This is a genomic window from Glutamicibacter nicotianae (genome assembly GCF_006539525.1).
Lineage (GTDB): Bacteria > Actinomycetota > Actinomycetes > Actinomycetales > Micrococcaceae > Glutamicibacter > Glutamicibacter nicotianae.
The window spans coordinates 239,421-264,053 of record NZ_BJNE01000003.1 but is presented as its reverse complement, the minus strand read 5'-3'; the positions used below and the strand labels follow the sequence as shown (position 1 = coordinate 264,053).

28 protein-coding genes are annotated in these 24,633 nt (G+C 61.5%); 12 read left to right on the top strand and 16 right to left on the bottom strand.

What is annotated here, in order from left to right:
* Positions 1-57 precede the first annotated feature (57 nt).
* Positions 58-1,605 (top strand): aminopeptidase P family protein, encoded by a 1,548-nt coding sequence (locus ANI01nite_RS06065; protein ID WP_121867064.1) that lies wholly within the window; start codon positions 58-60, stop codon positions 1,603-1,605.
* Between the two features lie 85 nt (positions 1,606-1,690).
* Here ANI01nite_RS06065 and ANI01nite_RS06060 read toward each other — a convergent pair whose 3' ends face one another.
* Positions 1,691-2,554, bottom strand: a complete 864-nt coding sequence (locus ANI01nite_RS06060) for a YflT domain-containing protein (protein ID WP_066140472.1) — start codon at positions 2,552-2,554, stop codon at positions 1,691-1,693.
* 132 nt (positions 2,555-2,686) lie between these two features.
* Here ANI01nite_RS06060 and ANI01nite_RS06055 point away from each other — a divergent pair, with 132 nt between their 5' ends.
* Genes ANI01nite_RS06055 through ANI01nite_RS06045 form a run of 3 tightly spaced genes read left to right on the top strand, consistent with a single transcriptional unit; the run spans position 2,687 to position 5,695 of the window.
* Positions 2,687-3,937, top strand: coding sequence for a magnesium transporter MgtE N-terminal domain-containing protein (locus ANI01nite_RS06055; RefSeq protein WP_038990601.1), 1,251 nt, complete (start codon positions 2,687-2,689; stop codon positions 3,935-3,937).
* Positions 3,938-3,979: 42 nt separating this feature from the next.
* On the top strand, positions 3,980-4,588 hold the full coding sequence (locus ANI01nite_RS06050) for a DUF1003 domain-containing protein (RefSeq protein ID WP_073705968.1): 609 nt from the start codon (positions 3,980-3,982) through the stop codon (positions 4,586-4,588).
* A gap of 3 nt (positions 4,589-4,591) precedes the next feature.
* Entirely contained in the window at positions 4,592-5,695 is a 1,104-nt protein-coding gene (locus tag ANI01nite_RS06045) for an Mrp/NBP35 family ATP-binding protein (protein ID WP_121867065.1), read from the top strand.
* Positions 5,696-5,709: 14 nt separating this feature from the next.
* Here the strand turns inward: ANI01nite_RS06045 and ANI01nite_RS06040 are convergent, their stop codons facing one another.
* Together ANI01nite_RS06040 and sigE are read right to left on the bottom strand one after the other, a co-directional pair.
* Positions 5,710-6,111 carry a sec-independent translocase gene (locus tag ANI01nite_RS06040; protein ID WP_038990604.1) on the bottom strand — a complete coding sequence of 134 codons (402 nt, stop codon included), beginning with the start codon at positions 6,109-6,111 and terminating at the stop codon, positions 5,710-5,712.
* Positions 6,112-6,188: 77 nt separating this feature from the next.
* On the bottom strand, positions 6,189-6,806 hold the full coding sequence (sigE, locus tag ANI01nite_RS06035) for an RNA polymerase sigma factor SigE (protein WP_038990605.1): 618 nt from the start codon (positions 6,804-6,806) through the stop codon (positions 6,189-6,191).
* Between the two features lie 138 nt (positions 6,807-6,944).
* Here sigE and ANI01nite_RS06030 point away from each other — a divergent pair, with 138 nt between their 5' ends.
* Positions 6,945-7,610: an O-methyltransferase gene (locus tag ANI01nite_RS06030; protein ID WP_083586583.1), complete on the top strand. Its 666-nt coding sequence runs from the start codon at positions 6,945-6,947 to the stop codon at positions 7,608-7,610.
* A 95-nt stretch (positions 7,611-7,705) separates the two neighbouring features.
* Here the strand turns inward: ANI01nite_RS06030 and ANI01nite_RS06025 are convergent, their stop codons facing one another.
* From ANI01nite_RS06025 to ANI01nite_RS06015, 3 genes are all read right to left on the bottom strand, one after another.
* Complete coding sequence (locus ANI01nite_RS06025; RefSeq protein ID WP_141356700.1) at positions 7,706-7,873, bottom strand: DUF3117 domain-containing protein; 168 nt, start codon at positions 7,871-7,873, stop codon at positions 7,706-7,708.
* 123 nt (positions 7,874-7,996) lie between these two features.
* Complete coding sequence (locus ANI01nite_RS06020; protein WP_141356698.1) at positions 7,997-8,341, bottom strand: DivIVA domain-containing protein; 345 nt, start codon at positions 8,339-8,341, stop codon at positions 7,997-7,999.
* Between the two features lie 3 nt (positions 8,342-8,344).
* Positions 8,345-9,130 carry an LOG family protein gene (locus ANI01nite_RS06015; RefSeq protein WP_141356696.1) on the bottom strand — a complete coding sequence of 262 codons (786 nt, stop codon included), beginning with the start codon at positions 9,128-9,130 and terminating at the stop codon, positions 8,345-8,347.
* A 177-nt stretch (positions 9,131-9,307) separates the two neighbouring features.
* Here ANI01nite_RS06015 and ANI01nite_RS06010 point away from each other — a divergent pair, with 177 nt between their 5' ends.
* The 4 genes from ANI01nite_RS06010 to ANI01nite_RS05995 all read left to right on the top strand — a co-directional run bounded on the left by ANI01nite_RS06010 (position 9,308) and on the right by ANI01nite_RS05995 (position 12,624).
* A complete protein-coding gene (locus ANI01nite_RS06010; protein ID WP_038990719.1) occupies positions 9,308-10,039 on the top strand; it encodes an amino acid ABC transporter ATP-binding protein in 732 nt (243 codons plus the stop codon).
* Positions 10,040-10,070: 31 nt separating this feature from the next.
* Positions 10,071-10,901, top strand: a complete 831-nt coding sequence (locus ANI01nite_RS06005; RefSeq protein ID WP_141356694.1) for a glutamate ABC transporter substrate-binding protein — start codon at positions 10,071-10,073, stop codon at positions 10,899-10,901.
* Between the two features lie 140 nt (positions 10,902-11,041).
* Complete coding sequence (locus tag ANI01nite_RS06000) at positions 11,042-11,719, top strand: amino acid ABC transporter permease (protein ID WP_038990609.1); 678 nt, start codon at positions 11,042-11,044, stop codon at positions 11,717-11,719.
* Positions 11,716-12,624 carry an amino acid ABC transporter permease gene (locus ANI01nite_RS05995; RefSeq protein ID WP_141356692.1) on the top strand — a complete coding sequence of 303 codons (909 nt, stop codon included), beginning with the start codon at positions 11,716-11,718 and terminating at the stop codon, positions 12,622-12,624. The genes ANI01nite_RS06000 and ANI01nite_RS05995 overlap by 4 nt, the downstream gene beginning before the upstream one ends.
* 96 nt (positions 12,625-12,720) lie before the next feature.
* Here ANI01nite_RS05995 and dapE read toward each other — a convergent pair whose 3' ends face one another.
* Positions 12,721-13,797, bottom strand: coding sequence for a succinyl-diaminopimelate desuccinylase (gene dapE / locus ANI01nite_RS05990; RefSeq protein ID WP_038990611.1), 1,077 nt, complete (start codon positions 13,795-13,797; stop codon positions 12,721-12,723).
* A gap of 82 nt (positions 13,798-13,879) precedes the next feature.
* On the opposite strand from dapE, the gene dapD reads away from it, so the two are divergent.
* Entirely contained in the window at positions 13,880-14,833 is a 954-nt protein-coding gene (dapD, locus tag ANI01nite_RS05985; RefSeq protein WP_141356690.1) for a 2,3,4,5-tetrahydropyridine-2,6-dicarboxylate N-succinyltransferase, read from the top strand.
* Between the two features lie 76 nt (positions 14,834-14,909).
* Here the strand turns inward: dapD and ANI01nite_RS05980 are convergent, their stop codons facing one another.
* The 4 genes from ANI01nite_RS05980 to fdxA form a co-directional block, all read right to left on the bottom strand.
* Positions 14,910-15,518, bottom strand: a complete 609-nt coding sequence (locus ANI01nite_RS05980) for a hypothetical protein (RefSeq protein WP_141356688.1) — start codon at positions 15,516-15,518, stop codon at positions 14,910-14,912.
* Between the two features lie 140 nt (positions 15,519-15,658).
* Complete coding sequence (locus ANI01nite_RS05975; RefSeq protein ID WP_141356686.1) at positions 15,659-16,873, bottom strand: citrate synthase; 1,215 nt, start codon at positions 16,871-16,873, stop codon at positions 15,659-15,661.
* A 98-nt stretch (positions 16,874-16,971) separates the two neighbouring features.
* Positions 16,972-18,087, bottom strand: coding sequence for a succinyldiaminopimelate transaminase (gene dapC / locus ANI01nite_RS05970; RefSeq protein WP_038990616.1), 1,116 nt, complete (start codon positions 18,085-18,087; stop codon positions 16,972-16,974).
* Between the two features lie 12 nt (positions 18,088-18,099).
* The gene (gene fdxA, locus ANI01nite_RS05965; RefSeq protein ID WP_013349521.1) at positions 18,100-18,423 is read right to left on the bottom strand and encodes a ferredoxin; all 324 of its coding nucleotides are present in this window, start codon (positions 18,421-18,423) and stop codon (positions 18,100-18,102) included.
* Positions 18,424-18,655: 232 nt separating this feature from the next.
* On the opposite strand from fdxA, the gene ANI01nite_RS05960 reads away from it, so the two are divergent.
* Together ANI01nite_RS05960 and ANI01nite_RS05955 are read left to right on the top strand one after the other, a co-directional pair.
* Complete coding sequence (locus tag ANI01nite_RS05960) at positions 18,656-18,880, top strand: putative acetyltransferase (RefSeq protein ID WP_255314426.1); 225 nt, start codon at positions 18,656-18,658, stop codon at positions 18,878-18,880.
* Between the two features lie 126 nt (positions 18,881-19,006).
* On the top strand, positions 19,007-19,516 hold the full coding sequence (locus ANI01nite_RS05955) for a helix-turn-helix domain-containing protein (RefSeq protein ID WP_073705959.1): 510 nt from the start codon (positions 19,007-19,009) through the stop codon (positions 19,514-19,516).
* Between the two features lie 76 nt (positions 19,517-19,592).
* Here the strand turns inward: ANI01nite_RS05955 and ANI01nite_RS05950 are convergent, their stop codons facing one another.
* The 5 genes from ANI01nite_RS05950 to ANI01nite_RS05930 all read right to left on the bottom strand — a co-directional run bounded on the left by ANI01nite_RS05950 (position 19,593) and on the right by ANI01nite_RS05930 (position 24,632).
* Positions 19,593-20,030 (bottom strand): hypothetical protein, encoded by a 438-nt coding sequence (locus tag ANI01nite_RS05950; protein ID WP_038990620.1) that lies wholly within the window; start codon positions 20,028-20,030, stop codon positions 19,593-19,595.
* Positions 20,011-21,918: a translational GTPase TypA gene (gene typA / locus ANI01nite_RS05945; protein WP_066140514.1), complete on the bottom strand. Its 1,908-nt coding sequence runs from the start codon at positions 21,916-21,918 to the stop codon at positions 20,011-20,013. The genes ANI01nite_RS05950 and typA overlap by 20 nt, the downstream gene beginning before the upstream one ends.
* A 147-nt stretch (positions 21,919-22,065) precedes the next feature.
* On the bottom strand, positions 22,066-22,602 hold the full coding sequence (locus tag ANI01nite_RS05940; protein ID WP_170214580.1) for a GNAT family N-acetyltransferase: 537 nt from the start codon (positions 22,600-22,602) through the stop codon (positions 22,066-22,068).
* Positions 22,603-22,668: 66 nt separating this feature from the next.
* Positions 22,669-23,814 (bottom strand): molybdopterin-synthase adenylyltransferase MoeB, encoded by a 1,146-nt coding sequence (gene moeB / locus ANI01nite_RS05935; protein ID WP_141356680.1) that lies wholly within the window; start codon positions 23,812-23,814, stop codon positions 22,669-22,671.
* On the bottom strand, positions 23,811-24,632 hold the full coding sequence (locus ANI01nite_RS05930) for a thiazole synthase (protein WP_073705957.1): 822 nt from the start codon (positions 24,630-24,632) through the stop codon (positions 23,811-23,813). Before ANI01nite_RS05930 ends, moeB begins: the two co-directional genes overlap by 4 nt.
* Position 24,633 lies beyond the last annotated feature (1 nt).

The following is a 24,633-nucleotide window of genomic DNA, read 5'->3' as shown; positions in this document are numbered from 1 at the left end:
GTTATCCCCTGCGCTGATTCTTTGCTGGGATACAGCTGATGGTGACACACTTGGAGCATGACCAATCAAGATTCAACTGCACCAAGCACAGATCAGCCGTTGGAAGACCGCGTGAACAACCGTTCCCAGCGTCCAACGTCCAAGGCATTCCAGGAATTCATGGCCTCCTCGTGGGCCCAGGACACCTCGGACTTGCCAGAGCAGGATGCCGCTGCCAGCTACGCGGCGGCCCGTCGTGCCAAGCTCTCGGAAAACTTCACAGGCGAACGCATCGTAATCCCGGCCGGCCCGCTCAAGGTCCGTTCCAACGACACCGACTACCGCTTCCGCCCGCATTCGGCCTTCGCCCACCTCACCGGTCTGGGCGTCGACCACGAGCCCGACGCAGTACTGGTCATGGAACCAACCGATGACGGCGCAGGCGAGCACGGCTCCAACCACGTCTCCACCCTGTACTTCGCGCCGATGGCCGGCCGCGACACCACCGACTTCTACCTGAACTCGCGGTCCGGCGAATTCTGGGTCGGCCCGCGCCCTACCCTCTCCTCGCTGTCGGCACGCACCGGGATGCCTACCGACTCGCTGGAACAGCTGGAAATGGCCATCACCAAGAACTCCGGCCCGCAGGCCCTGGGCGGCATCCGCATCCGCCTGGTGCGCGAAGTCGACCTGAACATCGAGGCGCTGGTGGACACCTCGCGCATCAACACCGGGCAGGACTTGGAAGCCAGCGACGCCCTGGATACCGAGCTGTCCGAGTTCGTTTCCGAGCTTCGCCTCATCAAGGACGAATACGAAATCGCGGAGCTGCGCAAGTCGGTTGCCGCAACCATCAACGGTTTCGAAGATGTGGTGCGCAACTTGGACAAGGCCGTCGCCCACGAACGCGGCGAACGCGTTGTCGAAGGCGCCTTCTTCGCCCGTGCCCGCCTTGAGGGCAACGAGCTGGGCTATGACACCATCGCCGCCTCGGGCAACAACGCCACCATCTTGCACTGGATCCGCAACACCGGATCCGTCAAGCCGGGCGAGGTGCTGCTGCTGGACGCCGGTGTCGAGGCCGAATCGCTGTACACCGCGGACATCACCCGTTCGCTGCCGGTGTCAGGCAAGTACACAGAGGTACAGCGCAAGGTCTACCAGGCCGTGCTGGATGCCGCCGATGCCGCGTTCGCCGCGGCCAAGCCGGGGCTGAAGTTCCGCGACCTGCACCAGATCGCTACCCGCGTCCTGGCCGAGCGCCTGTCCGAGTGGGGCCTGTTGCCGGTCTCCGTGGAAGAAGCAATGGATCCAGAAGGCCAGCATCACCGCCGCTGGATGCCGCATGGCACCAGCCACCACCTGGGTCTGGACGTGCACGACTGCGCGCAGGCACGCGCCGACCTGTACCTGGATGCCAAGCTGGAAGAAGGCATGGTCTTCACCATCGAACCTGGCCTGTATTTCAAGGACGAGGATTTGGCGATCCCCGAAGAATACCGCGGCCTGGGCGTGCGCATCGAGGATGACATTCTGGTCACCGCCGATGGCGCCGAGAACCTGAGCGTTGCCCTGCCGCGCAAGCCTGACGAGGTCGAAGCGTGGATGGCTAAGCTGCGCGGCTGAGTCCTCCGGCAGCGTTAAACGGCGAAGGCCTGGGTGCGGTTACCGTGGTAACTGCACCCAGGCCTTGCTTGTGCCCGGCTGTCGCCTAGCCTTCCGAATCCTTGCGGGATGCCGGGTCTTGGTCAGGTTCTTCGGCTTGGGCTTGCGGCTGCTGCGAGGTATCAACCTTCGGCTCGACTTCCGACAGGTCCTGCGCTTCCTTGGCCTCGGATGCCGGTGCTTGGGCTTCCTCCTTGGCCGGCTGTGCCGCTGGAGCTGCTGGCTGGGCCTCGTTCACTCGCACGCCATAGCGCGGGCGGCCATCTGGCAGGTCGGGGAACTGCGAGCTGCGCTCCGCGCCCGTTGCGGGCTGCGCACCACTGGCCGGTGCTGCCGCGGCAGGCTGTGCTGGAGGCGTGGCGGGGACGGCAGGCGCCTGCTGCTGCGGGGCCTGGGACGCTGGGTGCGCCGGGGCCTGCTGCGGGCGCATAGGCAACTTGGAGGCCAGGGTGCGGGCAGCCTGCGCATGCTCGAAATCAACCACTACGTCGAAGCTGGTGGCCACGAACTGGCTGGAAGACGCGAAGTCGCGCTTGCCACGACGGGTCGAATAGCTGATCACGCCAGCGATCATCCAGATAGCCATGCCCAGGCCGATTGCGGAGAGAATCTGGTACAGCCCGTTTCCGCCGCCCCCGAAGAGCGTCAGCAGCAGGCCGACGAACAGGCCCATCATGCCGCCCTGGGCCGCACCGGCCAGCGCCACGCGCGGGTAGGAAAGCTTCGCGGTGACCCGCTCCACGGTGCGCACGTCGTTGCCGACGATGCTTACCGCAGCAACCGGGAAATCATTATCGGCCAGGTAATCCACGAGCTTCTGGGCATCGAGATAGCTGGTGTAACGTCCAAGCAGTTCTCCGCGCGGCAGGCCGCTGGTGCTAATCGAATTTACTCCATGAGGCGAGGTCATATCTATATTGTGCACGGGTTTACTGTGAGCCTGCATAGTTGTGAAGCAACTATCGCTGTGGGTGAAAGAAACAGGGCGTCGCCTGTGGCTTGGCACACCGGGAACAGGCCGTGAACGCGATAGTCTAGGAAGGTGAGCGCACAAGTGTCTAAAATCTTCGTCGCCCGGCTGCTCGGGCTTGATGTCTTTGACCCCTTGGGCGACCGCCTGGGCCGTTTACGCGATGTCGTGGTGGTCTCCCGCGGCCCCAAGAAACCCGCCGCCTGCGTGGGCCTGGTCGTCGAGGTCCCCGGCAAGCGGCGGGTCTTCGTTCCGATGACCCGCATTCAGTCCATGGAAGCCAACCAGGTGATCTGCAACGGCCTGGTGAACATGCGCCGATTCCAGCAGCGCGGCCAGGAAATTCTGGTGGCCGCCGAAATGTTCGACCGCACCATCACCTTCACTGACGGGTCCGGCCGCGGCGTCATCGAGGATATCGGCCTTGCGCAGACCCGTCGCGGCGACTGGGAAATCAACGAATACTATGTCCAGCGCGGCGAACCGACCGCCAATCTGCTGGGCCTGCGTTCGCGCCGCCGCAACAAGGTGCTGGTCTCCTGGGACGAGGTCAGCCACGGTTCGAAGAGCGAACCGCAGTCCGCTGACACCTTCGTGGCAGCCCACGACGAGATGAAGCCCGCAGACTTCGCCGACGCCCTGCACGAAATGAATGAGAAGCGACGCCTGGAAATTGCCGCCCATCTGCAAGATGAGCGCTTGGCTGACGTGCTCCAGGAGCTCCCGGACCGCGAGCAGGTGGAAATCCTCTCCGCACTGGGGCTGGAACGCGCCGCGGACGTGCTTGAGGAAATGGACCCGGATGACGCGGCCGACCTCCTGGCCGAAGTCAGCGAAGAGACCAAGCACCAGCTGCTGGATCTGATGAACGAGGAAGAGGCCAAGGACGTCCGCCGCCTGCTCGCCTACCCCGAAGGCACCGCCGGATCGATCATGACCCCTGTTCCGGTCATCCTCACCCCGGAATCCACGGTCGCGGAAGCTTTGGCCTCGGTGCGTCTGGAGGAGTTGAGCCCCGCGCTGGCTTCCACCGTGTATGTGGTGCGCCCGCCTCTGGAAACCCCCACCGGACGCTACCTGGGCCAAGTTCACATCCAGGCTCTGCTGCGTGCCGCTCCCCCGGAACCGCTGGGCGATATCCTAGATACCGAGCTGGAACCGATGTCGGATCTGGCCAATATCACCGAAGTGGTTCGCCATTTGGCCACCTACAACCTCACCAGTGTAGGCGTGACCAACAAGGAGGGCCGGCTGGTCGGCGCCATCACCGTGGATGACGTGCTGGACCACATCCTTCCGGATGACTGGCGTTCCCAGGACTAGCCAACGCCCCAACTACCCACCAGCAGCAAAGGAGTTCCAGCTATGGCTGAGCAGCGCAAGAGTAACGGCCTGGATACCCCGCTTGCAGCACGGCAACGCTTCTGGCCGCGGTTCTCCCCGAACCCCGACCTCTTCGGTTCGGCCACGGAGAAGTTCGCCCGCTTCATGGGCACCCCGCAGTTCCTGCTGTACATGACGGTATTCTGCGCCTTCTGGCTGATCTGGAATTCGGTCGCGCCGATCAATTGGCGTTTCGACGATGCCACCATCGGCTTCACCGCGCTGACGCTGATGCTTTCCCTGCAGGCTTCCTACGCGGCTCCGCTGCTGCTGCTGGCGCAGAACCGCCAGGATGACCGCGACCGCGTCTCGCTGTCCGAGGACCGCGCCCGTGCAGAACGCAACCTGTACGACACCGAGTACCTGACCCGCGAGCTGGCTTCCCTGCGTCTGGCCCTGCGCGATGTCGCCACCCGCGACTACGTCCGTTCAGAATTGCGCAATGTCCTTGAAGAGCTGCTGGAAACCACCGACGGCGAAGAGCTGCACCTGCGCGCCAAGAAAAAAGGCGGCAACAAGAACTCCCAGCCGCAAACCGGGATGATCGAAACCGTCAAGCCCCAGCAGAGCCAGCACCGGAAGAACCACTGAGCATTGAGCAACACCCCAGAACTCCTCGCCGCCCTCGCACAAGTCAACGACCCGGAGCTTCGCCGGCCCATCACCGAATTGGGCATGGTGGAATCCGCTGAATTGGCCGATGGCACGGCCACGGTGAAAATCTTGCTGACCATCGCCGGTTGCCCGATGCGCTCCACCATCGAGCAGGACGCCACCGCGGCCCTGCTGGCCGTCGCCGGCGTGCAGCACGTCGAGGTGCAGCTGGGTGTCATGGATCCGCACCAGCGGGCAGCGTTGCGCGAGTCCCTGGCCAGCCGCCGCACGCCGTTCTCCGACCCTGCGTCCTTGACCCGGGTGATCGCGGTGGCCAGCGGCAAGGGCGGAGTCGGCAAGTCGTCGCTGACCGCGAATCTTGCCTGCCAGCTGGCAGCCCAGGGGCTGAAGGTCGGACTGATCGACGCCGATGTGCACGGCTTCTCCATTCCCTCGTTGATGGGAATCTCGCAGAACCCCACCCGGGTGGATGAGATGATCTTGCCTCCGGTAGCGCACGGGGTGAAGGTTATTTCCATTGGCATGTTCCTGGATTCCAACCAGCCGGTGATCTGGCGTGGACCGATGCTGCACCGCGCCTTGGAACAGTTCCTTTCGGATGTCTACTTCGGCGACCTGGACTACCTGTTCCTCGACCTGCCGCCCGGCACCGGGGACATGGCGATCTCAGTTTCCCAGCTGCTGCCCAATAGCGAGCTCCTGGTGATCACCACCCCGCAGTCCACTGCGACAGAGGTTGCCGAACGCGCCGGCACCATCGCCTTGCAGACCAAGCAGAAGGTGATCGGCGTGGTGGAGAACATGAGCTTCCTGCAGCTGCCCGACGGCACGCGCATGGAGGTCTTCGGTTCCGGCGGCGGCGCCAAGCTCAGCGACTCGCTGAGCCAGCAACTGGGATATCCGGTGGAGCTGCTGGCCCAGATTCCATTGGAAGAATCCGTACGCGTGGGCTCGGATCAAGGCCAGCCGGTGGTGCTCAGCACCCCGGATGCTCCTGCCGCCGCGGCGATGCGGGAGCTTGCAGGAAAACTGGAACAGCGACCGCGCGGACTTGCCGGGCGATCGCTGCCAATGACTTTCTAAGGTGGGTTGCAGGCTTAGGTTGCTTCGGAGTCGAACGGAGCCGGTTCATTGGCGCCCAGCTGCTGCTGCGTGGTGATGGAAGGGACCGCGGTTCGCACCGGAGCCGGTGCCACCGTCTTGGCGGGGGCGCCCTTGGCAACATTCACGGCGTCATCGAATTCATCGATAAGCGCTTCCTTGATGATTCGGCGAGGATCATACTGGCGCGGGTCCAGCTTCTTCCAGTCGATATCGGCAACTTCGTCGCCGACTTCCTCGCGCAGCTGCTCCTTGGCCCCATTGGCCATGCGCCGCACTTCCTTGACCAGGTTCGCTAGCTTCTTGGCGTACTCGGGAAGCTTTTCGGGGCCCAGAATGACGACCGCAAGCACGGCGAGAACGACAAACTCGCCACCATTAATACCAAAAAGATCCACGTAAGAAGATTACCTTGTTCCAGAGCCACTGACGAAGTCACCGCGCCATGCCAACGGTGAACACCCGGTGAACGGGGTTAGCTTGCGGCGCGCAGGCCTCGCGGGATGCGTGGCAACGACATGGTCTTGGCTGGACGATTTGCCGGATTGCGGTGAGCCAGCGCGTCTCGCAGCATGGCTCGGCCACGGTGGATCCGCGAGCGCACCGTGCCTAGCTTCACGTCCAATATGCGCGAGACTTCCTCGTAGGAGAAGCCTTCCATATCGCACAGGACGATGGCCGCACGGAACTCCGGGGACAGGGCGCGCAAGGCCTCTTGCACGTCGACATCCAGGTTGTTGAATTCGAAATAGCGTTCCGGGGTCACCGCGGTACCGGGCATCCGGTCTTCGCTTCCCTCGGCGAAACGGTCGAAGCGGATCTTGCTCTTGCGCCGCGCCTGGTCCAGGAACAGATTGGTGGTGATGCGGTGCAGCCACCCGCCCATGGTTCCCGGGGTGTAGTTCTCCAGTGCCTTGAACGCGCGAACAAATGCCTCTTGGGAAAGGTCCTCGGCATCCTGGCGGTTGCCAGTCAACCGGTAGGCCAAACGGAAAACCCGCTGCCCATGCTCCTGGACCATCTGGTCCCAGGTCGGGGTCGCGGTTTCGCCAGTCGCAGCGGCAGAAACAGATTCACTTCGTGCATTGTTCACACTCCAAGTATGAAATGGGAAGCTGAGCTGAAGCTAAGAATCCTCTGCGCGAGAACCTGCAAGTTCAACAATTTCGGGTAACGGCGTAGGTACGATTGATACTGGCCACGCCAATTCAACTCTTGAGGACCACCGCAGATGCCTTCGATGAATCCAGAACTCTTTGCGAGCTGGACCTACGCCCAGACCCACGTCAACGAGCCGGAGCATGTCGCCGCGGTTCGCGAGCGCGCGGAAGACCTGGGCGTGCGGTGCATTGACCCGGCGGGCCGCTCAATGCTGCAGCTGCTGTGCACCCTGCGCCAGCCGCGCAACGTCGTGGAAATCGGTTCCGGCGTGGGTGTCGCGTCCCTGGCAATGCTGGAAGCCATGGGCAGCGCCATGACGCTGACCGCGATCGAACCGGATCTGGAACACGCCAATGCGATGCGGCAGGGCCTGCGCGACTCGTCAATACCTTCGGCCCGCGCCCGCATCATCAATGAGCGTGCGGAGAACGTCCTATCGCGCTTGGCGGACCACGCCTACGATCTGGTGCTCATCGATGCCGGCGCCGAACTGCTGCTCGAATATGTAGCCGAAGCCAAGCGGCTGGTGGGAACCGGCGGCGTGATCATCGTGAACAATGCCTTCGACGAGCACCGCCTGGCCAAGCCCGCAGTGCGACGGCCTTCCACCGTCACGACCCGCGATGCACTGCGCATGATGCGCGAGGATCCGCGGCTGCAAACTCACCTTGTCCCAACCGAGCAGGGATTGTTCGTGGCTACTGTCCTTCCGGCCAGGCCGGCCACGCGGCGCTAGGAGCCATTTTCAGGCAAAACGAAGGACCGACATTTCTGCCGGTCCTCAATTGCCGCACGAGCACCTCGTGCGGCCAAGCTGGAACTTGAGCAACCCTACTCGGTGACCTTGAGCAGGCACTCGCGCAATTCGGTTGCCTCGTCGTTGTTCAACTCGACCACCAGTCGTCCGCCTCCGTCGATTGGCAGGCGCAAGATGAGGCAGCGGCCTTCCTTAGCGACTTCCATTGGCCCGTCACCGGTGCGTGGCTTCATAGCAGCCATTAAGCTGTTCCCTTCGTCTGTGGCTAACGCATGCGTTGGCGCCTGCCACGCATGCAACCGAATGCCTAGTCCATCCTCAGCAAGGAATCCCGGCTGAGTTGGGACACTTATCTCTTATTATTACTAATTTTCGTTCGTGTCGCTAACCACACGCCGTGACTCCAGGTCACGAATCGTATTCTCGAGGTTGGTGATTTCGGCCGCCAGGACATCGAGCACATCATCGACCTGGTCGCAACGGTAGCCGCGCAAGCCCAGGGAGAAGCGGACCTTGTCCACGTCCTCGGCGCGCGGATTCTTGGGCAGCAGCACCGGTGGCAGCGACGCCTGGTGCTCGACCAATCCGGTGATGGCCTCCCCGGTGGATTCGAAGTGGCGGCCGGCTGGCACGCTCTTCCGCTGGCTGGAGAGCAGCAGCGCGACCGCGCCGACCAGCAATACCGCAATGGCAATCAGGAGCGTTGGCATCGGTTACTGCCCCTTCGCCAAGTTGCCGACCTTCTGGTTCTCCTGATGTGCGCGCAGCACCAGATCCACCGCTTCGTCAGGATCATCCGTGATCGTGAACAGGTCCATATCAGCCGGCGATATGGTGCCTTCGGCAACGAGCGTGCTGGCCATCCATTCCACCAAGCCTCCCCAGTACTCGCTGCCCACAAGCACGATCGGGAAACTGGTGATCTTCTTGGTCTGCACAAGGGTCAGCGCTTCGAAGAGTTCATCAAGGGTGCCGAAACCGCCAGGCAGCACAATGAAGCCCTGCGAGTACTTCACGAACATCGTCTTGCGCACGAAGAAGTAGCGGAAGTTCAGGCCCTTGTTCACCGAGGCATTCAGCCCGGTCTCGAAGGGAAGCTCAATTCCCAGGCCCACCGAGATCCCGTCCTTCTCGGCGGCACCCTTGTTGGCGGCTTCCATTGCGCCAGGGCCGCCACCGGTGATCGTGGTGATGCCTTCCTCGGCCAGGCGGCTGCCGACACGCTCGGCCATCGCGTAGTAAGGGCTGTTCCGGTCGGTGCGCGCCGAACCGAAAACTGCAATGGCGGGTCCGGTATCGGCCATGGTTCCAAAGCCGCTGACGAATTCCGATTGGATCCGCAGCACGCGCCACACATCGGTGTGCGTGACGTCGGCCTGCGGACTGTCCAGGAGATAGTGGTCAAGCTGATCTTCCGGCTGCTTCCCTGGCCAGCTTGCTTCGATGTGGTGCTTTTGCCCGATCCGGGCATTTTCTTCACTCTTACGCTGATGAACCATGCCTTCACTCTATCGGTTAGTTCTGCCCATCCTTGGATGTGACCTACCGCTGCTTGAAGAACAGTTTGATAACAACTCGATGTGACGTGGTCGAAGGCTCGCATAGTCGACGTCACATCAAGTAATGTCTACAACATGAAAAGCGATCATCAGGCTCAGGCTTCTTCTGACGGCCCTATCGTCCAGCTGACTGGGGTCAATAAGCACTACGGTGCGCTGCATGTGCTCAATGACATCAATCTCGAAGTCACCAAGGGCGAGGTCGTTGTGATCCTCGGCCCTTCCGGCTCGGGCAAGTCGACGTTATGCCGCGCCATCAACCGGCTTGAAACCATCGATGAAGGCACCATCAAGATTGACGGCAAGACCCTTCCCGAAGAAGGAAAGGCGCTGGCCAATCTGCGTGCAGATGTCGGCATGGTCTTCCAGTCGTTCAACCTCTTCGCCCACAAGTCGATCTTGGAAAACGTGACCCTCGGACCGATCAAGGTCAAGGGCATGAAGAAGGACGAAGCGAAGAACTTGGCAATGCAGTTGCTGGAGCGGGTCGGCGTGGCCAACCAGGCCGGCAAGCTGCCGGCACAGCTTTCCGGCGGCCAGCAGCAGCGCGTGGCGATCGCCCGCGCACTGGCCATGAAGCCGAAGGTCATGCTCTTCGACGAACCGACCAGCGCCCTGGACCCGGAAATGATCAACGAGGTCCTGGACACCATGGTCGGACTGGCGAAGGAAGGCATGACCATGCTCGTGGTCACCCACGAGATGGGCTTCGCGCGGAAGGCCGCGGATCGCGTGATCTTCATGGCCGACGGCCAGATCGTCGAGCAGGCCGCACCGGAAGAATTCTTCACCAATCCCAAATCCGACCGTGCCAAGGACTTCCTTGGCAAGCTGATCACCAACCACTGATTTCATCATCACGCATCCACTAGGAGGAACAATGCGCAAGACTCGTTTCGGTACCGTAGCCGCAATGGCCGCCGTCGCAGCCCTGGCCCTGACTTCATGCGGCGGCTCCGGCGATAGCGAAGCCGACGGCGACAAGATCCGCATCGGCATCAAGTTCGACCAGCCAGGCCTCGGCTTCAAGGACGGCGACAACTACACCGGTTTCGATGTGGACGTCGCCAAGTACGTAGCCAACGAATTGGGCTACACCGAGGAACAGATCGAATTCGTTTCGGCCCCTTCGGCCAACCGCGAGACCATGCTGCAGAACGACCAGGTCGACATGATCTTCGCGACCTACTCGATCACCGATGAGCGCAACAAGGTCGTCGACTTCGCCGGCCCGTACTTCGTTGCCGGCCAGGACCTGCTGGTTCCAGCCGACTCGGATATTGCCGGCCCGGAAGATCTTGACGGCAAGAACCTCTGCTCGGTCACCGGTTCCACCTCGGCCCAGAAGGTCAAGGACAACTACGCCCAGAACACCAACCTGCAGGAGCTTCCGGGCTACGCAGAGTGCACCACCCAGATGAGCGGCGGCACCATTGACGCGGTGACCACCGATGACATCATCCTCGCGGGTCTGGCTGCGCAGCCAGCCTACAAGGGCAAGTTCAAGGTAGTTGGCGCGCCGTTCTCGGAAGAGAACTACGGCGTGGGCCTGCCTGATGGCACCGACAAGTGCGCCGACATCAACGCGGCGATCACCAAGATGATCGAGTCCGGCGAATGGCAGAAGGCCCTGGACAAGAACACCGAAGGCACCGGCTACAAGCCAAACGCTGAGACCAACCCGCCAACCCTTTCGGATTCCTGCGCCTAGCAGCACCTGATGCAATGGGGGCCAAACGCAGCGTGTTTGGCCCCCATCTGCAATCTGCGTTACTCCGGTAACCGGCTGATGCAGGTATCGGACCCATAGCCACTTGGCCGGTCTTCCGGCCATCGAGACAGAGGCTTGCAGTGGAGAACTATTTATCCATATTCACTGAGTACGACATTCCCGGAGCTTTCTGGGTCAATATCCAACTAACGTTCTGGGCTGCCATTGGCGCCCTCGTTCTGGGCACTATTCTGGCCCTGCTGCGCATCTCCCCCGTAGGGAGCTTCCAGGCCATTGGCACCAGCTACGTCAACTTGATCCGCAATACGCCGCTGACCATCATCATCCTGTTCTGCGTGCTGGCGCTCTATGGCCAGCTCGGATTCGTGCTCAGCTCAGACTTCCAGAACAACTTCTTCCGCTTGGCCGTCCTTGGCCTTGCGGTCTACCACGCGGCGTTCGTGTGCGAAGCCATCCGTTCCGGCGTGAACACGGTTCCGCTGGGACAGGCGGAAGCTGCCCGTGCCATCGGTTTGAGCTTCTTGCCCGCAGCACGCATGGTGATCTTGCCGCAGGCCTTCCGCGGAGCCATCGTGCCGCTGGGCAACACCCTGATCGCCTTGATCAAGAACTCCACGGTCGCGGCGGTCGGTTCGGTAGCCACCGAATCCTCCTCGGTCATGAAGACCATGATCGAGTTCCGTGCCGATATCGTCATCCCGATCTTCTTGACCTTCGCGGTGGGCTTCGTGATCATCGTTATTCCAGTGGGCCTGCTGACCACGTGGGCTTCGAAGAAACTGGCGGTGGCACGATGAGCGCCTCGATTCTTTTCGATACGCCCGGGCCCAAGGCCCGGCGCCGCATCCTGGCTGTCAACATCATCGGTGCCCTGATTGCCCTGGGCATCGTTGCTTGGATCATTTTGGGCCTCGCCGCCAAGGACCAGATGCAGGCTTCCCAGTGGGATGACTTCATCGAGTCGAGCACCTGGAAGAACTACTTGCTGCCCGGCTTGTGGAACACCGTCAAGGCCGCCATCTTTGGCATTGTCGGTTCGGTGATATTCGGCCTGATCTTCGGTGTTGGACGCCTGGCGCAGAACAAGCTGATCAACGGTGTATCCACCGTGATTGTCGAATTCTTCCGTGCGGTTCCAGTGCTGCTGATGATCGTGTTCTTCAACGTCTTCTTCTCCCGCTCATTGCAGCTGCCAGGAGATACCGCGATGTGGGCCGTGGTCGCGGCACTGATCTTCTACAACGGCTCGGTCGTTGCGGAGCTGGTCCGTTCCGGAGTGCACAATCTGCCCAAGGGCCAACGCGAAGCCGGTATCGCGATCGGTTTGACCCGCGGCAAGTCCTTGCGCTACATCGAGATTCCGCAGGCACTGGTGGCCATGCTGCCAGCGCTGATCGGCCAGTTCGTGGTGATCTTGAAGGACTCGGCCCTGGGCTACATCATCAGCTTCAACGAGCTGCTGTTCTTCGCCCGCACCTACTCCTCGCCGAACGGCAATGTGCTGCAGGCTCTGATCGTGGCGGCGGCGATCTTCATCATCATCAACTTCACCCTGAGCAAGCTGGCAGTGATCGTCTCGCGCCGATTGAGCAGCCGGGTGAAGAAGGACAAGACTGCAGCCGCCAACCCGGCGGCAGTGGTTGGAGCCCCCGCGGATCTGGGCACGCAAGCGGGCCAGGATCGCGAAGATCCCAAGGCCTAGCCACCGCAACAGAAAAATCTCCGTACCGCTTGGGCATCAACCACACGGTACGGAGATTTTTTCTTGCCACGACAATTGCTCAGTGACAGGGCATCGCTAGCGCAGCCACGCGCGCAGGCTCTGCAGGCAATCACGGATAGCCTGCTGCGGTACATGCTCATCATCGCTGTGTGCTAGCAGCGCATCTCCTGGGCCGAAGTTCACTGCCGAAACTCCCAAGGCCGAGAAGCGCGACACGTCGGTCCAGCCGTACTTCGGCTTGGGTTCCTGGCCCAGCACCTTGATCAGGTCCGCGGCAATCTGCTGGTCCAATCCCGGTTTGGCTCCATCGGCGCCATCGGTGCGCTCGATATCGAAGCCAGCGAAAAGCTCGCGGACAACGGCCTCAGCCTCGGCCAGCGTCTTGTCCGGGGCGAATCGGTAGTTCACTTCCACCTCGCAGTAATCCGGAATCACGTTGCCCGCGATGCCGCCGGCAATGCGGACTGCGTTCATTCCCTCGCGGTAGTCCAGGCCTTCGACGGTGATGCTCTGGGGCTGGTAGGCAGCCAGCCGCTGCAGGATCTCCCCCGCGTCGTGGATCGCGTTATGCCCCATCCATGCGCGTCCCGAATGGGCCGCCTTGCCGCGGGTGCGGATGACGAAGCGGCTGGTTCCGTTGCACCCGCCTTCGACGGTGCCGTTGGTCGGTTCCAGCAGGATCGCGAAGTCAGCTTCCAGCAGTTCCGGGCTGTTCTTGGCCAGCCGGCCCAATCCGGACTTGGCCGCTTCAACTTCCTCATGGTCGTAGAAGACGTAGGTGACATCGTATTTGGCGTCGGTCAGCTCTGCCGCCAGGGCAAGCTGCACGGCAACCCCGCCTTTCATGTCCGTCGCACCGCGGCCATAGAGCACCCCGCCGATGACCTGTGCGGGGACGGTGCCCTTGGCGCCCTCGGTGCGTGGCAACGGCACGGTGTCCAGATGCCCGGCCAGCACGACGCGGCGTTCGCGGCCAAAGCTGGTGCGCGCCACGATGGCGTCCTGGTCCCGATGGACCTCAAGATGCGCCAGCTGCTGCAGCGCGTGGTGCACCTTGTCGGCCAGCTCTTGCTCATTGCCGGAAACGGATTCAATGTTCATGATCTGCTCGGTGAGCAGGGCAACGTCTTGTTGCAGGTCCAATTCGTTCACGGCTGGCTACATCCTGAGTCTCTAGCTTCACTTTTTTGTCATTTATCAACGTTACTCCGGTCAGCAAAGATACGATCAGTGTATGACTTCAGAATCTGTGACATCCAGCGAATCATCTGTCCGTTTAGCCTCAGCGCATGGCCTTGCAACGGTCGCATCCGATGGAACGATCCTTGATGTTTGGTACCCGGCTCCAGTCTTGGGCGAACTCGCCCAAGCTGAAGAGCTCTCCGGTGAACTCTCTGCCGCCGCGCAGGATGATGCAGCCCGCGGCACCACCCAGAAGGTAGTTTCACTGACCATTAATCTTGATGTAGCTCCGGCTGACACCGCCGATGTGTGGCTGCGCCTGCACTTGCTATCGCACCGCCTGGTCCAGCCGAACAGCATCAACCTCGACGGCATCTTCGGCCATCTGGCAAACGTCGTATGGACGAATTTCGGTCCTTGCCAGGTCGAGGGCTTCGAAACGACCCGGTTGAAGTTGCGCGCTCGTGGTGCGGTCACCGTGTACGGCGTGGACAAGTTCCCGCGCATGGTCGACTATGTGGTTCCGGCCGGCGTGCGCATTGCCGACGCTGGACGTGTGCGCCTCGGCGCCCACCTGGCTTCGGGCACCACCGTCATGCACGAAGGGTTCGTCAATTTCAATGCCGGCACCTTGGGCACCTCGATGGTGGAAGGCCGCATTTCGGCATCGGTCGTTGTTGGCGATGGCTCGGACGTTGGAGGCGGCGCATCGATCATGGGCACCTTGTCCGGCGGCGGCAAGGAACGCATTGTCATCGGCGAACGCGTGCTGCTGGGGGCAAACGCCGGTGTGGGCATCTCGATCGGCGATGACTCGGTGGTCGAAGCTGGCCTGTACGTCACCGCCGGCACGCGTGTGGTGCTGGGCGAGAAGCAGGTCAAGGCACTGGAGCTTTCCGGCGTGCCAAACCTGCTCTTCCGCCGCAATTCGATCACCGGCGCTGTTGAGGCCCTGCCGCGCGCAGGCCAGACCGTTGAGCTGAACAGCGCGCTTCACGCCAACTAATTCTCCTGTTGCATTCGAACTGGCAGATCACGAAAGTGGTCTGCCAGTTTTTATTGCCCAGTTTCTTGCTGCTCGGCTACCCGCCGGGAAAGATGATGGTCACCATCGGCTGGATGAAGCCGTGGAAAGCCTTGGAGTCGCGCAGCAGCGACGTGCTGGCCACGATGGTTGCCCGGCCAGTCAGCCAAGCCCTGGGCTCGTCCAAGGGCACGTCGATGAGGTGGATCTCCTGCCGAGTGGCTTGCATATCGTGTTCCACGCCGTGGTCAATCAGGATCCGCTCCAGCTCATCCATGCGGTGCGGCACGTACTTGCCGCTGTTTTCTGCAAAGTCCTGGGCATGCTGCTGGGCGAACACCGTGGCCTGGCCGTAGTGTGCCCGCGCCAGCCGGGCCAGGGCCGGGTAGCCCTCGTCGTCCAGCCGCTTGATCAGTGCATCGCTGGCCTCCGGTTCACTGGCTGGCGCCACCGCGGTCAGCGAATCCCACCAGGAACTCCATTCCTGCTTGAGCTGTCCGTGCGAGTCGTCAATCGTGTTGCGGTTCTTGATATTGGAAGCAAGCCGGCTATTGGGTCCGGCCTCCGCGGGGTGGACGCCTGAGAGTTCGCGCAGGTACAACGCCATCAGCATATTCTGATTGGTATTTATGGCCAGCGACCAATTATTTCCACGACGTAAGTACATGCATACCACCTGATTCTTCGGCACACTTGTCGTTTCCTCTGCCTCAAAGGATACTCCCGAAATACCGCTTAAAACAGGGAAGGACCTGTCCCCCACTATCGTGGGAAGACAGGTCCTGCCGCAGGAATCCGGCAGCTAGCCTAGGCCTGGTAGCCCGGGTAGTTGCGAGCGGTTTCACCCATGTACAGCTGGCGTGGGCGGCCGATCTTCAGCTCCGGGTCCTTGATCATTTCGCGCCACTGCGCGATCCAGCCTGGCAGGCGGCCGATGGCGAACAGCACGGTGAACATCTTCTCCGGGAAGCCCATGGCGGTGTAGATCAGGCCGGTGTAGAAGTCCACGTTCGGGTAGAGCTTGCGCGAGATGAAGTATTCATCGTTCAGCGCAGTTTCTTCCAGCTTCATCGCGATATCAAGCAGCTCGTTCTTGCCCTGCTTTGCCAGCAGGTCGTGAGCGGTCTTCTTGATGATCTTGGCGCGTGGATCGTAGTTCTTGTACACACGGTGGCCGAAGCCCATCAGGCGTACGCCGTCCTCCTTGTTCTTGACCTTGGTCATGAACTCTTCAGGGGTCATGCCCGAAGACTGGATTTCACGCAGCATCTTCAGGACGGCTTCGTTGGCGCCGCCGTGGGCCGGACCGGACAGCGCGTGGATGCCTGCCGAAACCGAAGCGAACATGTTGGCTTCCGAGGAGCCAACCAGGCGCACGGTGGAGGTCGAGCAGTTCTGCTCGTGGTCAGCGTGCAGGATCAGCAGCAGGTCAAGAGCCTTGACCACGTCTGGATCCACGATGTACGGCTCGGCAGCGGTGCCGAAGCACAGGCGCAGGAAGTTCTCGACCATGTTCATCGAGTTGTCCGGGTACAGCAGCGCCTGGCCAATGGACTTCTTGTGCGCGTACGCTGCCAAGACCGGAAGCTTTGCCAGCAGGCGCAGGGTCGAACGCTCAACCTGTGCGTCATCCTTCGGATCCAGCGAATCCTGGTACCAGGTTGACAGGGCCGAAACAGCCGAGGACAGCACCGGCATCGGGTGCGCGTCGCGAGGGAAGCCGCCGAAGAAGCCCTTGAGCTCTTCGTGCAACAGGGTGTGGCGGCGCAACGAGTTGTCGAACTCGGCCAGCTGCTCGATTGGGTACCCGCGGTAGCGCAGGATGCCTGCGTCGCCGTCGATGTAGGTAATCGCGGACTTGGTGGCCGCGGTATTCATGAAGCCGGGATCGTAAGTCACGTTCCCGGTGGTCTTCAAAAGTGGGGCTACGCCGAATCCGTCGTTGCCCTCTGCTGCCTGAATTACCGGCAGCTCGAGGCTGGATTCTCCAAAGTGTAGCTGTGCAGACGTAGTATCTGTCATTGCATCTCCTAACCGGAAAGCGTGTAGTTCCGAAAGGTCAGTCGTCACCGTAGAACATACCGCGATTTGACCCATTCAAGCTAATTAGGGCGTCATCTTCACCGATTGGCGGAAGAATTCAACCGTTCAACGGCAGCCGCGATCCGTTCGTCGGATGCAGTCAGCGCCACGCGCACGTGGCGTTCCCCGGCGGTGCCGTAGAACGCCCCGGGACCGGCCACGATGCCCAGTTCCGCCAGCGCCCCGATGGTTTCAAAGCTCGGACGCCCAGCGGTGCACCACAGATACAGGCCCGCCACCGAATCCTCGATGGCCAGGCCGAAATTCTCCAGCGCCGGCCGCAGCATGTCACGGCGTGCCCGGTACAGCTCGCGCTGCGCCGCGACATGCTCGTCGTCATTCAGGGCCACCACCATGGCGTGCTGGATTGGGCCGGGAACGATCATGCCAGCATGCTTGCGGCTATTGACCAGAGACGGCATCAGATTGGGAGCACCGGCAACGAAGGCGGCGCGGTATCCGGCGAGGTTGGACTGCTTCGACAGCGAATACAGCGCGAACAGGTCATCGAGGTTTCCACCGTTGACCGCCGGGTCCAGGATGCTGGGCACCTGCCCCTCGTATTCATCCCACCCCAGTTCCGCGTAGCACTCGTCGGAGGCGACGACGGCACCCATTTCGCGGGCCTGAGCCACGATGCCTGCCAGCTGGGCGGTATCGCGGACCTTTCCGGTCGGGTTGCCAGGCGAGTTAACCCAGATCAGCTTCACGCGCTCGCGCTGCTCAGCAGTCAATTCCGAGAGGTCGTCGGTGGCGATAGGGGTCGCGCCGACCAGCTGGGCACCGATGTCATAGGTCGGGTAGGCGATTTCGGGGCGGACCACGATATCGCCAGCGCCCAGGCCCAGGAACAACGGCAGCCACGCCACCATTTCCTTGGAGCCAACCGTCGGCATGACATCATCGGTGCTCAATCCGGTGACGTTGCGTCGGCGGGCGAACCAGTCGACGATGGCTTGGCGGACCTCAATGGTCCCGTGCGTGGTCGGGTAGCCGTGCGAGTTGGCAGCGTCGGCCAGCGCCTGCTGGATGACCTGCGGCGTGCTGTCGATGGGCGTGCCGATCGACAGGTCCACGACTCCCCCCGGATGTGCGGACGCTTGCTCGCGATACGGGGCAAGCTGGTTCCAGGGGTAATCGGGGAGTTCAAGCATGAAAGTGAAAACCTAGCCTTGGTTCTGAGGTGGCAAGGCGCTGATCAGTGGGTGGTCAGTGCCGGTGTTACCAATTTTAGCGGCGCCGCCCGGGGATCCAAGTTCGTCGAAAAAGTCGACGTTTGCCTTGTAATAGTCGGCCCACTCGTCCGGCACATCATCTTCGTAGTAGATGGCTTCGACGGGGCAGACAGGTTCGCAGGCGCCGCAGTCAACACATTCATCGGGATGAATGTAGAGCGAGCGCTCACCTTCATAGATACAATCTACCGGGCACTCTTCGACGCACGCCTTGTCTTTCACGTCGACGCACGGCTGAGCGATGATGTAAGTCACGAGGGCCGAGACCTTTCCTTGCACTGGGTGGTTTCAACAGAGCTAGTGGTTTCAGCAGATGCTCTTTGAATCCTTTACCAGCTCAAACTACAGTCTAGTCCTGTATAACCATTCATCGAACCGCCTATCGGCGCGCTGTGACGTAATCGACCATTCACATTTCAGCTTCCCGTGGTGCAAATGAATTCTTCTTACGAAAAGATGACGCTTCCAAATGCTTAGTTTTAGTGATGTGACGCCCGGTGAACGGCTAGTTGTCCGCTACCGATTGGCCGAGGGCCAGGCCGGCGGACATTTTTCCGACGCGTTGGGAGAGCTGAGGGAAGTGACCGAGGAATCGGTGAGCATCCAGACCCGCACCGAGCTGGTACGCATCCCCCGCGCGGCGATCACCCACGCCAAGCGGGTACCGCAGGCTCCGACGCGCCGCAGGCCCCGCGTCCCGCGCAGCGAATAGCGTCCTAGCAAGCCGCAAGATTTTCACGATGCCACTTATCCGGGTCGCAGCTGCGTTGATCCGGCTTGGGAAGACATGCGATTTGAATCTTCCAATCACTTAACACTTTTCGCGTATGCTGTTTTCATGCCCTCCGATAAACTTGTCCAATCGCGAGCACGAGCCCTCAGCTCCCCGCTGAGGCTTCGCATCTTGCGCTTGTGCCTCCATGAGTCACGCACGAACAAGGAAATTGCGGACATTCTGGATTTGAATCCCGCCACGTCCTTGCATCACGTGCGTACCCTGGTCAGCAACGGCTACCTCGCCGCGGAAGAACCGCGCCGAGGCAACCGCGGTGCCAAAGAAGTGCCCTATCGAAGCACCAAGCAGTCCTGGGGCACCCGCATTCCCGACGCGGCTCCGATGCTCGTGGACACCTTCCTGCAGGAAATCGAGGGACTTGATCCGCAGGAAATACAGGTCATCCGCTTGGGTCTGAAACTCAATGAAGAAAACCAGAAGGAACTGATGAGCCGGCTGCGGGCGGTTATCGAGGACTACGCAGTACGCGACCCGGATCCCGATGGCGTGGCCACCTCGCTGTTCTTGGCCCACCATCTGGATATCACCGGCAATGCGCGTGACGGCCAGTAGGCCGGTCACCGCTTCCCCAAAACCTTATTAAAAACAGTAGGAGTTCCTCCCGTTGGGGAAGAACTCCTACTGTTTTTCAATTCTGCCGTTGCTGCTTGCGCAACACCCGCAAGGAGCACAGCAAGGCAATCACCGATGGAATGACCATTCCGTACATCCACAGTGCAGAGGCCAACGCCGGTCCGGGCAGGTACTCGTAGTACTGCATGCCCAAGATCAGCTGGTCGTCGCCCACATAGGAAATCAGGCCAACAGTCACATAGCATCCGATGAACGCCACCGCACCGGCCCACAGCTTCGCGGAGGAAACCGCAGCCCAGTACACCAGTACTCCGAGCAGGAGCCAGGCAACGAGCACGCCCCAAACCAGCGGGAAATCGTTGCCGATATAGCTGATGGAGGCGTGGATTGCCGTGCCGAACAATCCTGCAGCCACGGCGGCAACCGCACCGCGCCACAGCGCGGAGAAGTTGCCTCCGAGGGAATTGCGATTATTAGGAGCGTGCGCGTGCACGGCTGGCCTTGGCACGGTCGTTGGCGTTCAGCAGGACCTTGCGGATGCGGATTGCTTCCGGGGTGACCTCAACGCACTCGTCTTCGCGAGCGAATTCAAGCGACTCTTCCAGGGTCAGGGTGCGTGGCGGGGTCAGGTTCTCGAAGGAATCCGAGGAAGCTGCACGCATGTTGGTGAGCTTCTTTTCCTTGGTGATATTCACGTCCATGTCATCGGCGCGCGAGTTCTCGCCCACGATCATGCCCTCGTAGACCTCTTCGGTTGGCTTCACGAAGAAGCTCATGCGTTCCTGCAGGTTGATCATCGCGAATGGAGTCACCACGCCGGCACGGTCGGCCACGATCGAGCCGTTGATACGGTACTCGATGGCGCCTGCCCACGGCTCGTAGCCTTCGGCCAGCGAAGCGGCAATGCCGGCACCACGGGTTTCGGTCATGAATCGGGTGCGGAAGCCGATCAGGCCACGTGCTGGAACCATGAATTCCATGCGAACCCAGCCGGTACCGTGGTTGGCCATGTCGGTCATGCGGCCCTTGCGCGATGCCATCAGCTGGGTGATAGCGCCCAGGTACTCTTCCGGCACGTCAATGGTCATGCGCTCCATTGGCTCGTGGACCTTGCCGTCGATCATCTTGGTGACAACCTGCGGCTTGCCAACGGTCAGCTCGAAGCCTTCGCGGCGCATCTGCTCAACGAGGATGGCCAGTGCCAGTTCGCCACGGCCCTGGACTTCCCAAGCGTCTGGACGCTCGGTTGGCAGGATGTTCAGCGAAACGTTGCCGATCAGTTCCTTGTCCAGGCGATCCTTGACCTGGCGTGCGGTGACCTTGGCGCCCTTGACCTTGCCAGCCAGTGGCGAGGTGTTGATGCCGATGGTCATGGAGATCGCAGGTGGATCAACGGTGATCAGCGGCAGCGGCTTAGGGTTCTCCAGGTCGGTGAGGGTTTCGCCGATCATGATGTCTTCGATACCGGCGACTGCAACGATCTCGCCCGGTCCGGCTTCTTCAGCTGGAACGCGGGTCAGGCCCTGGGTGGCCAGCAGTTCGGTGATCTTGACCTGCTTCATGGTGCCGTCCTGGCGTGCCCAGTTGACCTGCTGGCCCTTGCGCAGGGTGCCGTTGATCATGCGCAGCAGTGCAAGACGGCCGAGGAATGGCGAAGCGTCAAGGTTGGTGACGTGGGCCTGCAGGACTTCGCCCTCGGTATAGGTCGGCGCAGGAACGTGCTTGATGATGGTCTCGAACAGCGGCTCAAGATCTTCGTTGTCAGGCAGGGTGCCGTCAACTGGCTGGTTCATCGATGCATAGCCGGCCTTACCCGAAGCGAAGACCACGGGAACGTTCAAGATGGCATCCAGATCCAGGTCCGGAGCTTCGTCAGCCAGGTCGGAGGCCAGGCCGAGCAGCAGATCCATGGAGTCGGAGACGACGCCGTCGATGCGGGCATCGGCGCGGTCGGTCTTGTTGACCACGATGATCACTGGCAGGTTGGCGCCAAGCGCCTTGCGCAGCACGAAGCGGGTCTGCGGCAGCGGACCCTCGGATGCGTCGACGAGCAGAACAACGCCGTCGACCATGGACAGGCCGCGTTCAACCTCGCCACCGAAGTCGGCGTGGCCCGGGGTGTCGATGATGTTCATGGTCATCTTCTTGCCCTCGGCCGCTGGGCCGCTGTAGAACACGGTGGTGTTCTTGGCAAGAATGGTGATGCCCTTCTCGCGTTCCAGCTCACCTGAGTCCATCACGCGGTCTTCGGTTTCACCATGGCTGTCGAATGCGCCGGTCTGCTGGAGCATGGCGTTGACCAGGGTGGTCTTGCCGTGGTCAACGTGCGCCACAATGGCTACATTGCGAAGTTCATCGCGAGTAATGGTGTTTGCTGACATGCGTGAAGGCTCACTTCCGCTCGAGAATTTGGGTCTGTGGAGTCGGGGCCAAAGTCGACCCAACAATCCAGTTTACGCTCTCGAGACTAATAGTCTGTTGATCTGTGTCAGAACATACAGGAATTTCATGTACCGGTCGCGAGAAATTCAGCGGATCGACTGGGTAGGTATCCAAAAACGCAGCGTGCCGGCGCCATGGCTGGCTTCAATTTCCGGAAGCTTGGCGTCCAGCAATCCGCCGCATTTTTCAATGGTCGATCTTGAACCGATGTTATCGGAAGCACAGGTAACCAGTGCGCGCTCAATTCCTGATTCGCGCAGTTCCTGCAATCCGAATCTGCACAGTTGCTGTGCCACACCACGGCGACGATACTCGGGAACTACACCATAGCCGATATGCCCGCCGTAATGAAGCAGGCCCTCGTTGAGCTCATACCTCACAGATACACGGCCCACCAGTTCCCCGTCGTCGAAGGCGGCAAACAGCGCCGAGCGAACCCATCCTTCGGGGATGTGCTCGCCACGGCGCCCTGCCTTCATCCGGTAGGCATAGTCCTCCCACGCCTCAGCGGAAGTCCAGGTGGGCAAGAACTCGAAATCTTCGCCAAGCATCAAATGATGGGCATCGATTGCCTGCTGTTCGTCGCCGATCTCCAATTCACGGATCTCCAGCGCAATTCCCATAGCCATGGCGCAAGTATGCCAGAGCTGGGCCGGATCCAAGAAGCGCAGGCACTGCAAGGCCGGGCGCTAGTAGGCCACCTGCTGCCCCTGAACCTGCCTGGCCCATTCCACGGTGCCGCCGCTGAGGCTGTACACCTGGACGGCTGGCTGCAGATCCGGCCTGGCAATCCGCGCCGCCCGCAGTGAACGGACACCCGTTTTGCAGACGAACACGACCGCCGAGGCACCCTGCGCGAGCCCTCCCAGTCCTTGTTCTTCCAGTTGCGCGAGCGGGAGGGGCTGGCTGTGCGGGATCGCAATGATCTCGCGTTCCCAGGCTTCACGCACATCCACCAGCAGCACCGGTTCCTCCGCTTCAAGGTCCGCCAGTTGCTCAACGGAAATTTCCGGAACATGCCCATCGACAGCGCAGGACGCTGGCTGGTACTCGCCCAGCCGGCTCACCGGTTCGCGTTGCGGGTCCCTGGCAAAATTGAGTGTTCGCACACTGGCTTCCCGTGCATCGTAGAGCCACAGTTTTCCGCTGAGCGTGGTGCCGATTCCAGTGATGAGCTTCAGGGCCTCGGTGCACATCACCGAGCCGATGACGCCGCACAGGGCGCCAAAGACCCCGCCCTCGGCGCAGCTGGGCACGGAGTCCGCATCGGGGATCTCAGGGAAAAGGTCGCGCAGCATCGGACCGGTGCGCGGATCGAAGACGGACACCTGCCCGGAGAATTGGAACAGCGTCCCCCAGACCAATGGCGTGCCGGTGATTTCCGCGGCGTCGTTGGACAGGTAGCGCGTGGCGAAGTTGTCGCTGCCGTCGATGACCAGGTCGTAGTCGCTGAAAAGTGCCACTGCGTTGGTCTCATCCAGTTTGCCATCCACGGCGATAACCCGGACATTCCGGTTCTGCTCGTGGGCCATCCGGCGGACCGATTCCACCTTCAAGCGGCCTACGTCCTGTTGCCTGTGCATGGTTTGGCGTTGCAGGTTGGACAGTTCAACCGTGTCGTCGTCCACGACCCCGAGGGTGCCGATCCCCGCGGCGACCAGGTAGGTGGCAATGGGGCTGCCCAGTCCCCCGGCTCCGATTACCAGCACCTTGGCATTGGCGATCCTGCGTTGCCCTTCTTCGCCGACGCCGGGAAGCGACAGATGCCGGGAATAACGCGCCAATTCTTCAGATGCCAGCTCCGGCCCCGGGGCTACTAATGCTGGCTGGTTCACGAGAAGTCACCGACCAGGGTCTGCATCATGCCTTCGGTGGGCGAGGATGCCAGGGCGGTGTCGCGGCGCGGGATCCGGCCCGCGAGCCGTGCGGCTCGTCCTGCACGCACCGCATCCTTCATGGCCATCGCCATCAGCGGCGCGTTGTGCGCCCGGGTCACCGCACTGGCCAGCAGCACGGCATCGCAGCCGAGCTCCATGGCCAGAGCAGCGTCCGAGGCGGTGCCGACTCCGGCGTCCAGGATGACCGGCACCTGGGCCCGGGAGACGATGGTGGAAATATTGTGCGGGTTCAAGATGCCCAGGCCGGATCCGATTGGTGCGCCGGCTGGCATGATGGCCGCAACACCGGCGTCCTGGAGGCGCTGGGCAAGGGCAGGATCATCGTTGGTGTAGGCGAAGACCTGGAATCCGTCGGCGACCAGCTGTTCGGTGGCAGCGTGCAGCTCCAGCGGATCAGGCAGCAACGTGTGCTCGTCCGCAATCACTTCGAGCTTGATCCAGTTCGTTTCCAGCGCTTCGCGGGCCAGGTGCGCGGTGAGGATCGCGTCGCGGGCGGTGAAGCATCCAGCGGTATTCGGCAGCGCAATCACGTTGTTGCGCTGCAGCAAGTCATACACGTTGGACTCGCCTGCCGCCGAAAAGTGTCGGATGGCCACGGTAGTCAGTTCGGTTCCAGAGGCCTGCAATGCGCTTTCCAGGGTGGTCAGCGAACTCGCTCCCCCGGTGCCGAGGATCAAGCGCGAAGACAAGGTGCGTCCTGCAACCTGGAATGGATCGCTGTTGATGTCCAGTTCGGTGATGTTTTGCGTGTCCACG

What these genes read in the sequence shown, in the direction of transcription:
- ANI01nite_RS06065 (WP_121867064.1), top strand. Translation starts at nt 58, where the DNA reads ATGACCAATCAAGATTCAACTGCACCAAGCACAGATCAGCCGTTGGAA.
- ANI01nite_RS06060 (WP_066140472.1), bottom strand. Translation starts at nt 2,554, where the DNA reads ATGACCTCGCCTCATGGAGTAAATTCGATTAGCACCAGCGGCCTGCCG.
- ANI01nite_RS06050 (WP_073705968.1), top strand. Translation starts at nt 3,980, where the DNA reads ATGGCTGAGCAGCGCAAGAGTAACGGCCTGGATACCCCGCTTGCAGCA.
- ANI01nite_RS06030 (WP_083586583.1), top strand. Translation starts at nt 6,945, where the DNA reads ATGCCTTCGATGAATCCAGAACTCTTTGCGAGCTGGACCTACGCCCAG.
- ANI01nite_RS06025 (WP_141356700.1), bottom strand. Translation starts at nt 7,873, where the DNA reads ATGGCTGCTATGAAGCCACGCACCGGTGACGGGCCAATGGAAGTCGCT.
- ANI01nite_RS06020 (WP_141356698.1), bottom strand. Translation starts at nt 8,341, where the DNA reads ATGCCAACGCTCCTGATTGCCATTGCGGTATTGCTGGTCGGCGCGGTC.
- ANI01nite_RS06015 (WP_141356696.1), bottom strand. Translation starts at nt 9,130, where the DNA reads ATGGTTCATCAGCGTAAGAGTGAAGAAAATGCCCGGATCGGGCAAAAG.
- ANI01nite_RS06005 (WP_141356694.1), top strand. Translation starts at nt 10,071, where the DNA reads ATGCGCAAGACTCGTTTCGGTACCGTAGCCGCAATGGCCGCCGTCGCA.
- ANI01nite_RS05995 (WP_141356692.1), top strand. Translation starts at nt 11,716, where the DNA reads ATGAGCGCCTCGATTCTTTTCGATACGCCCGGGCCCAAGGCCCGGCGC.
- dapD (WP_141356690.1), top strand. Translation starts at nt 13,880, where the DNA reads ATGACTTCAGAATCTGTGACATCCAGCGAATCATCTGTCCGTTTAGCC.
- ANI01nite_RS05980 (WP_141356688.1), bottom strand. Translation starts at nt 15,518, where the DNA reads ATGTACTTACGTCGTGGAAATAATTGGTCGCTGGCCATAAATACCAAT.
- ANI01nite_RS05975 (WP_141356686.1), bottom strand. Translation starts at nt 16,873, where the DNA reads ATGACAGATACTACGTCTGCACAGCTACACTTTGGAGAATCCAGCCTC.
- dapC (WP_038990616.1), bottom strand. Translation starts at nt 18,087, where the DNA reads ATGCTTGAACTCCCCGATTACCCCTGGAACCAGCTTGCCCCGTATCGC.
- ANI01nite_RS05955 (WP_073705959.1), top strand. Translation starts at nt 19,007, where the DNA reads ATGCCCTCCGATAAACTTGTCCAATCGCGAGCACGAGCCCTCAGCTCC.
- typA (WP_066140514.1), bottom strand. Translation starts at nt 21,918, where the DNA reads ATGTCAGCAAACACCATTACTCGCGATGAACTTCGCAATGTAGCCATT.
- ANI01nite_RS05940 (WP_170214580.1), bottom strand. Translation starts at nt 22,602, where the DNA reads ATGGGAATTGCGCTGGAGATCCGTGAATTGGAGATCGGCGACGAACAG.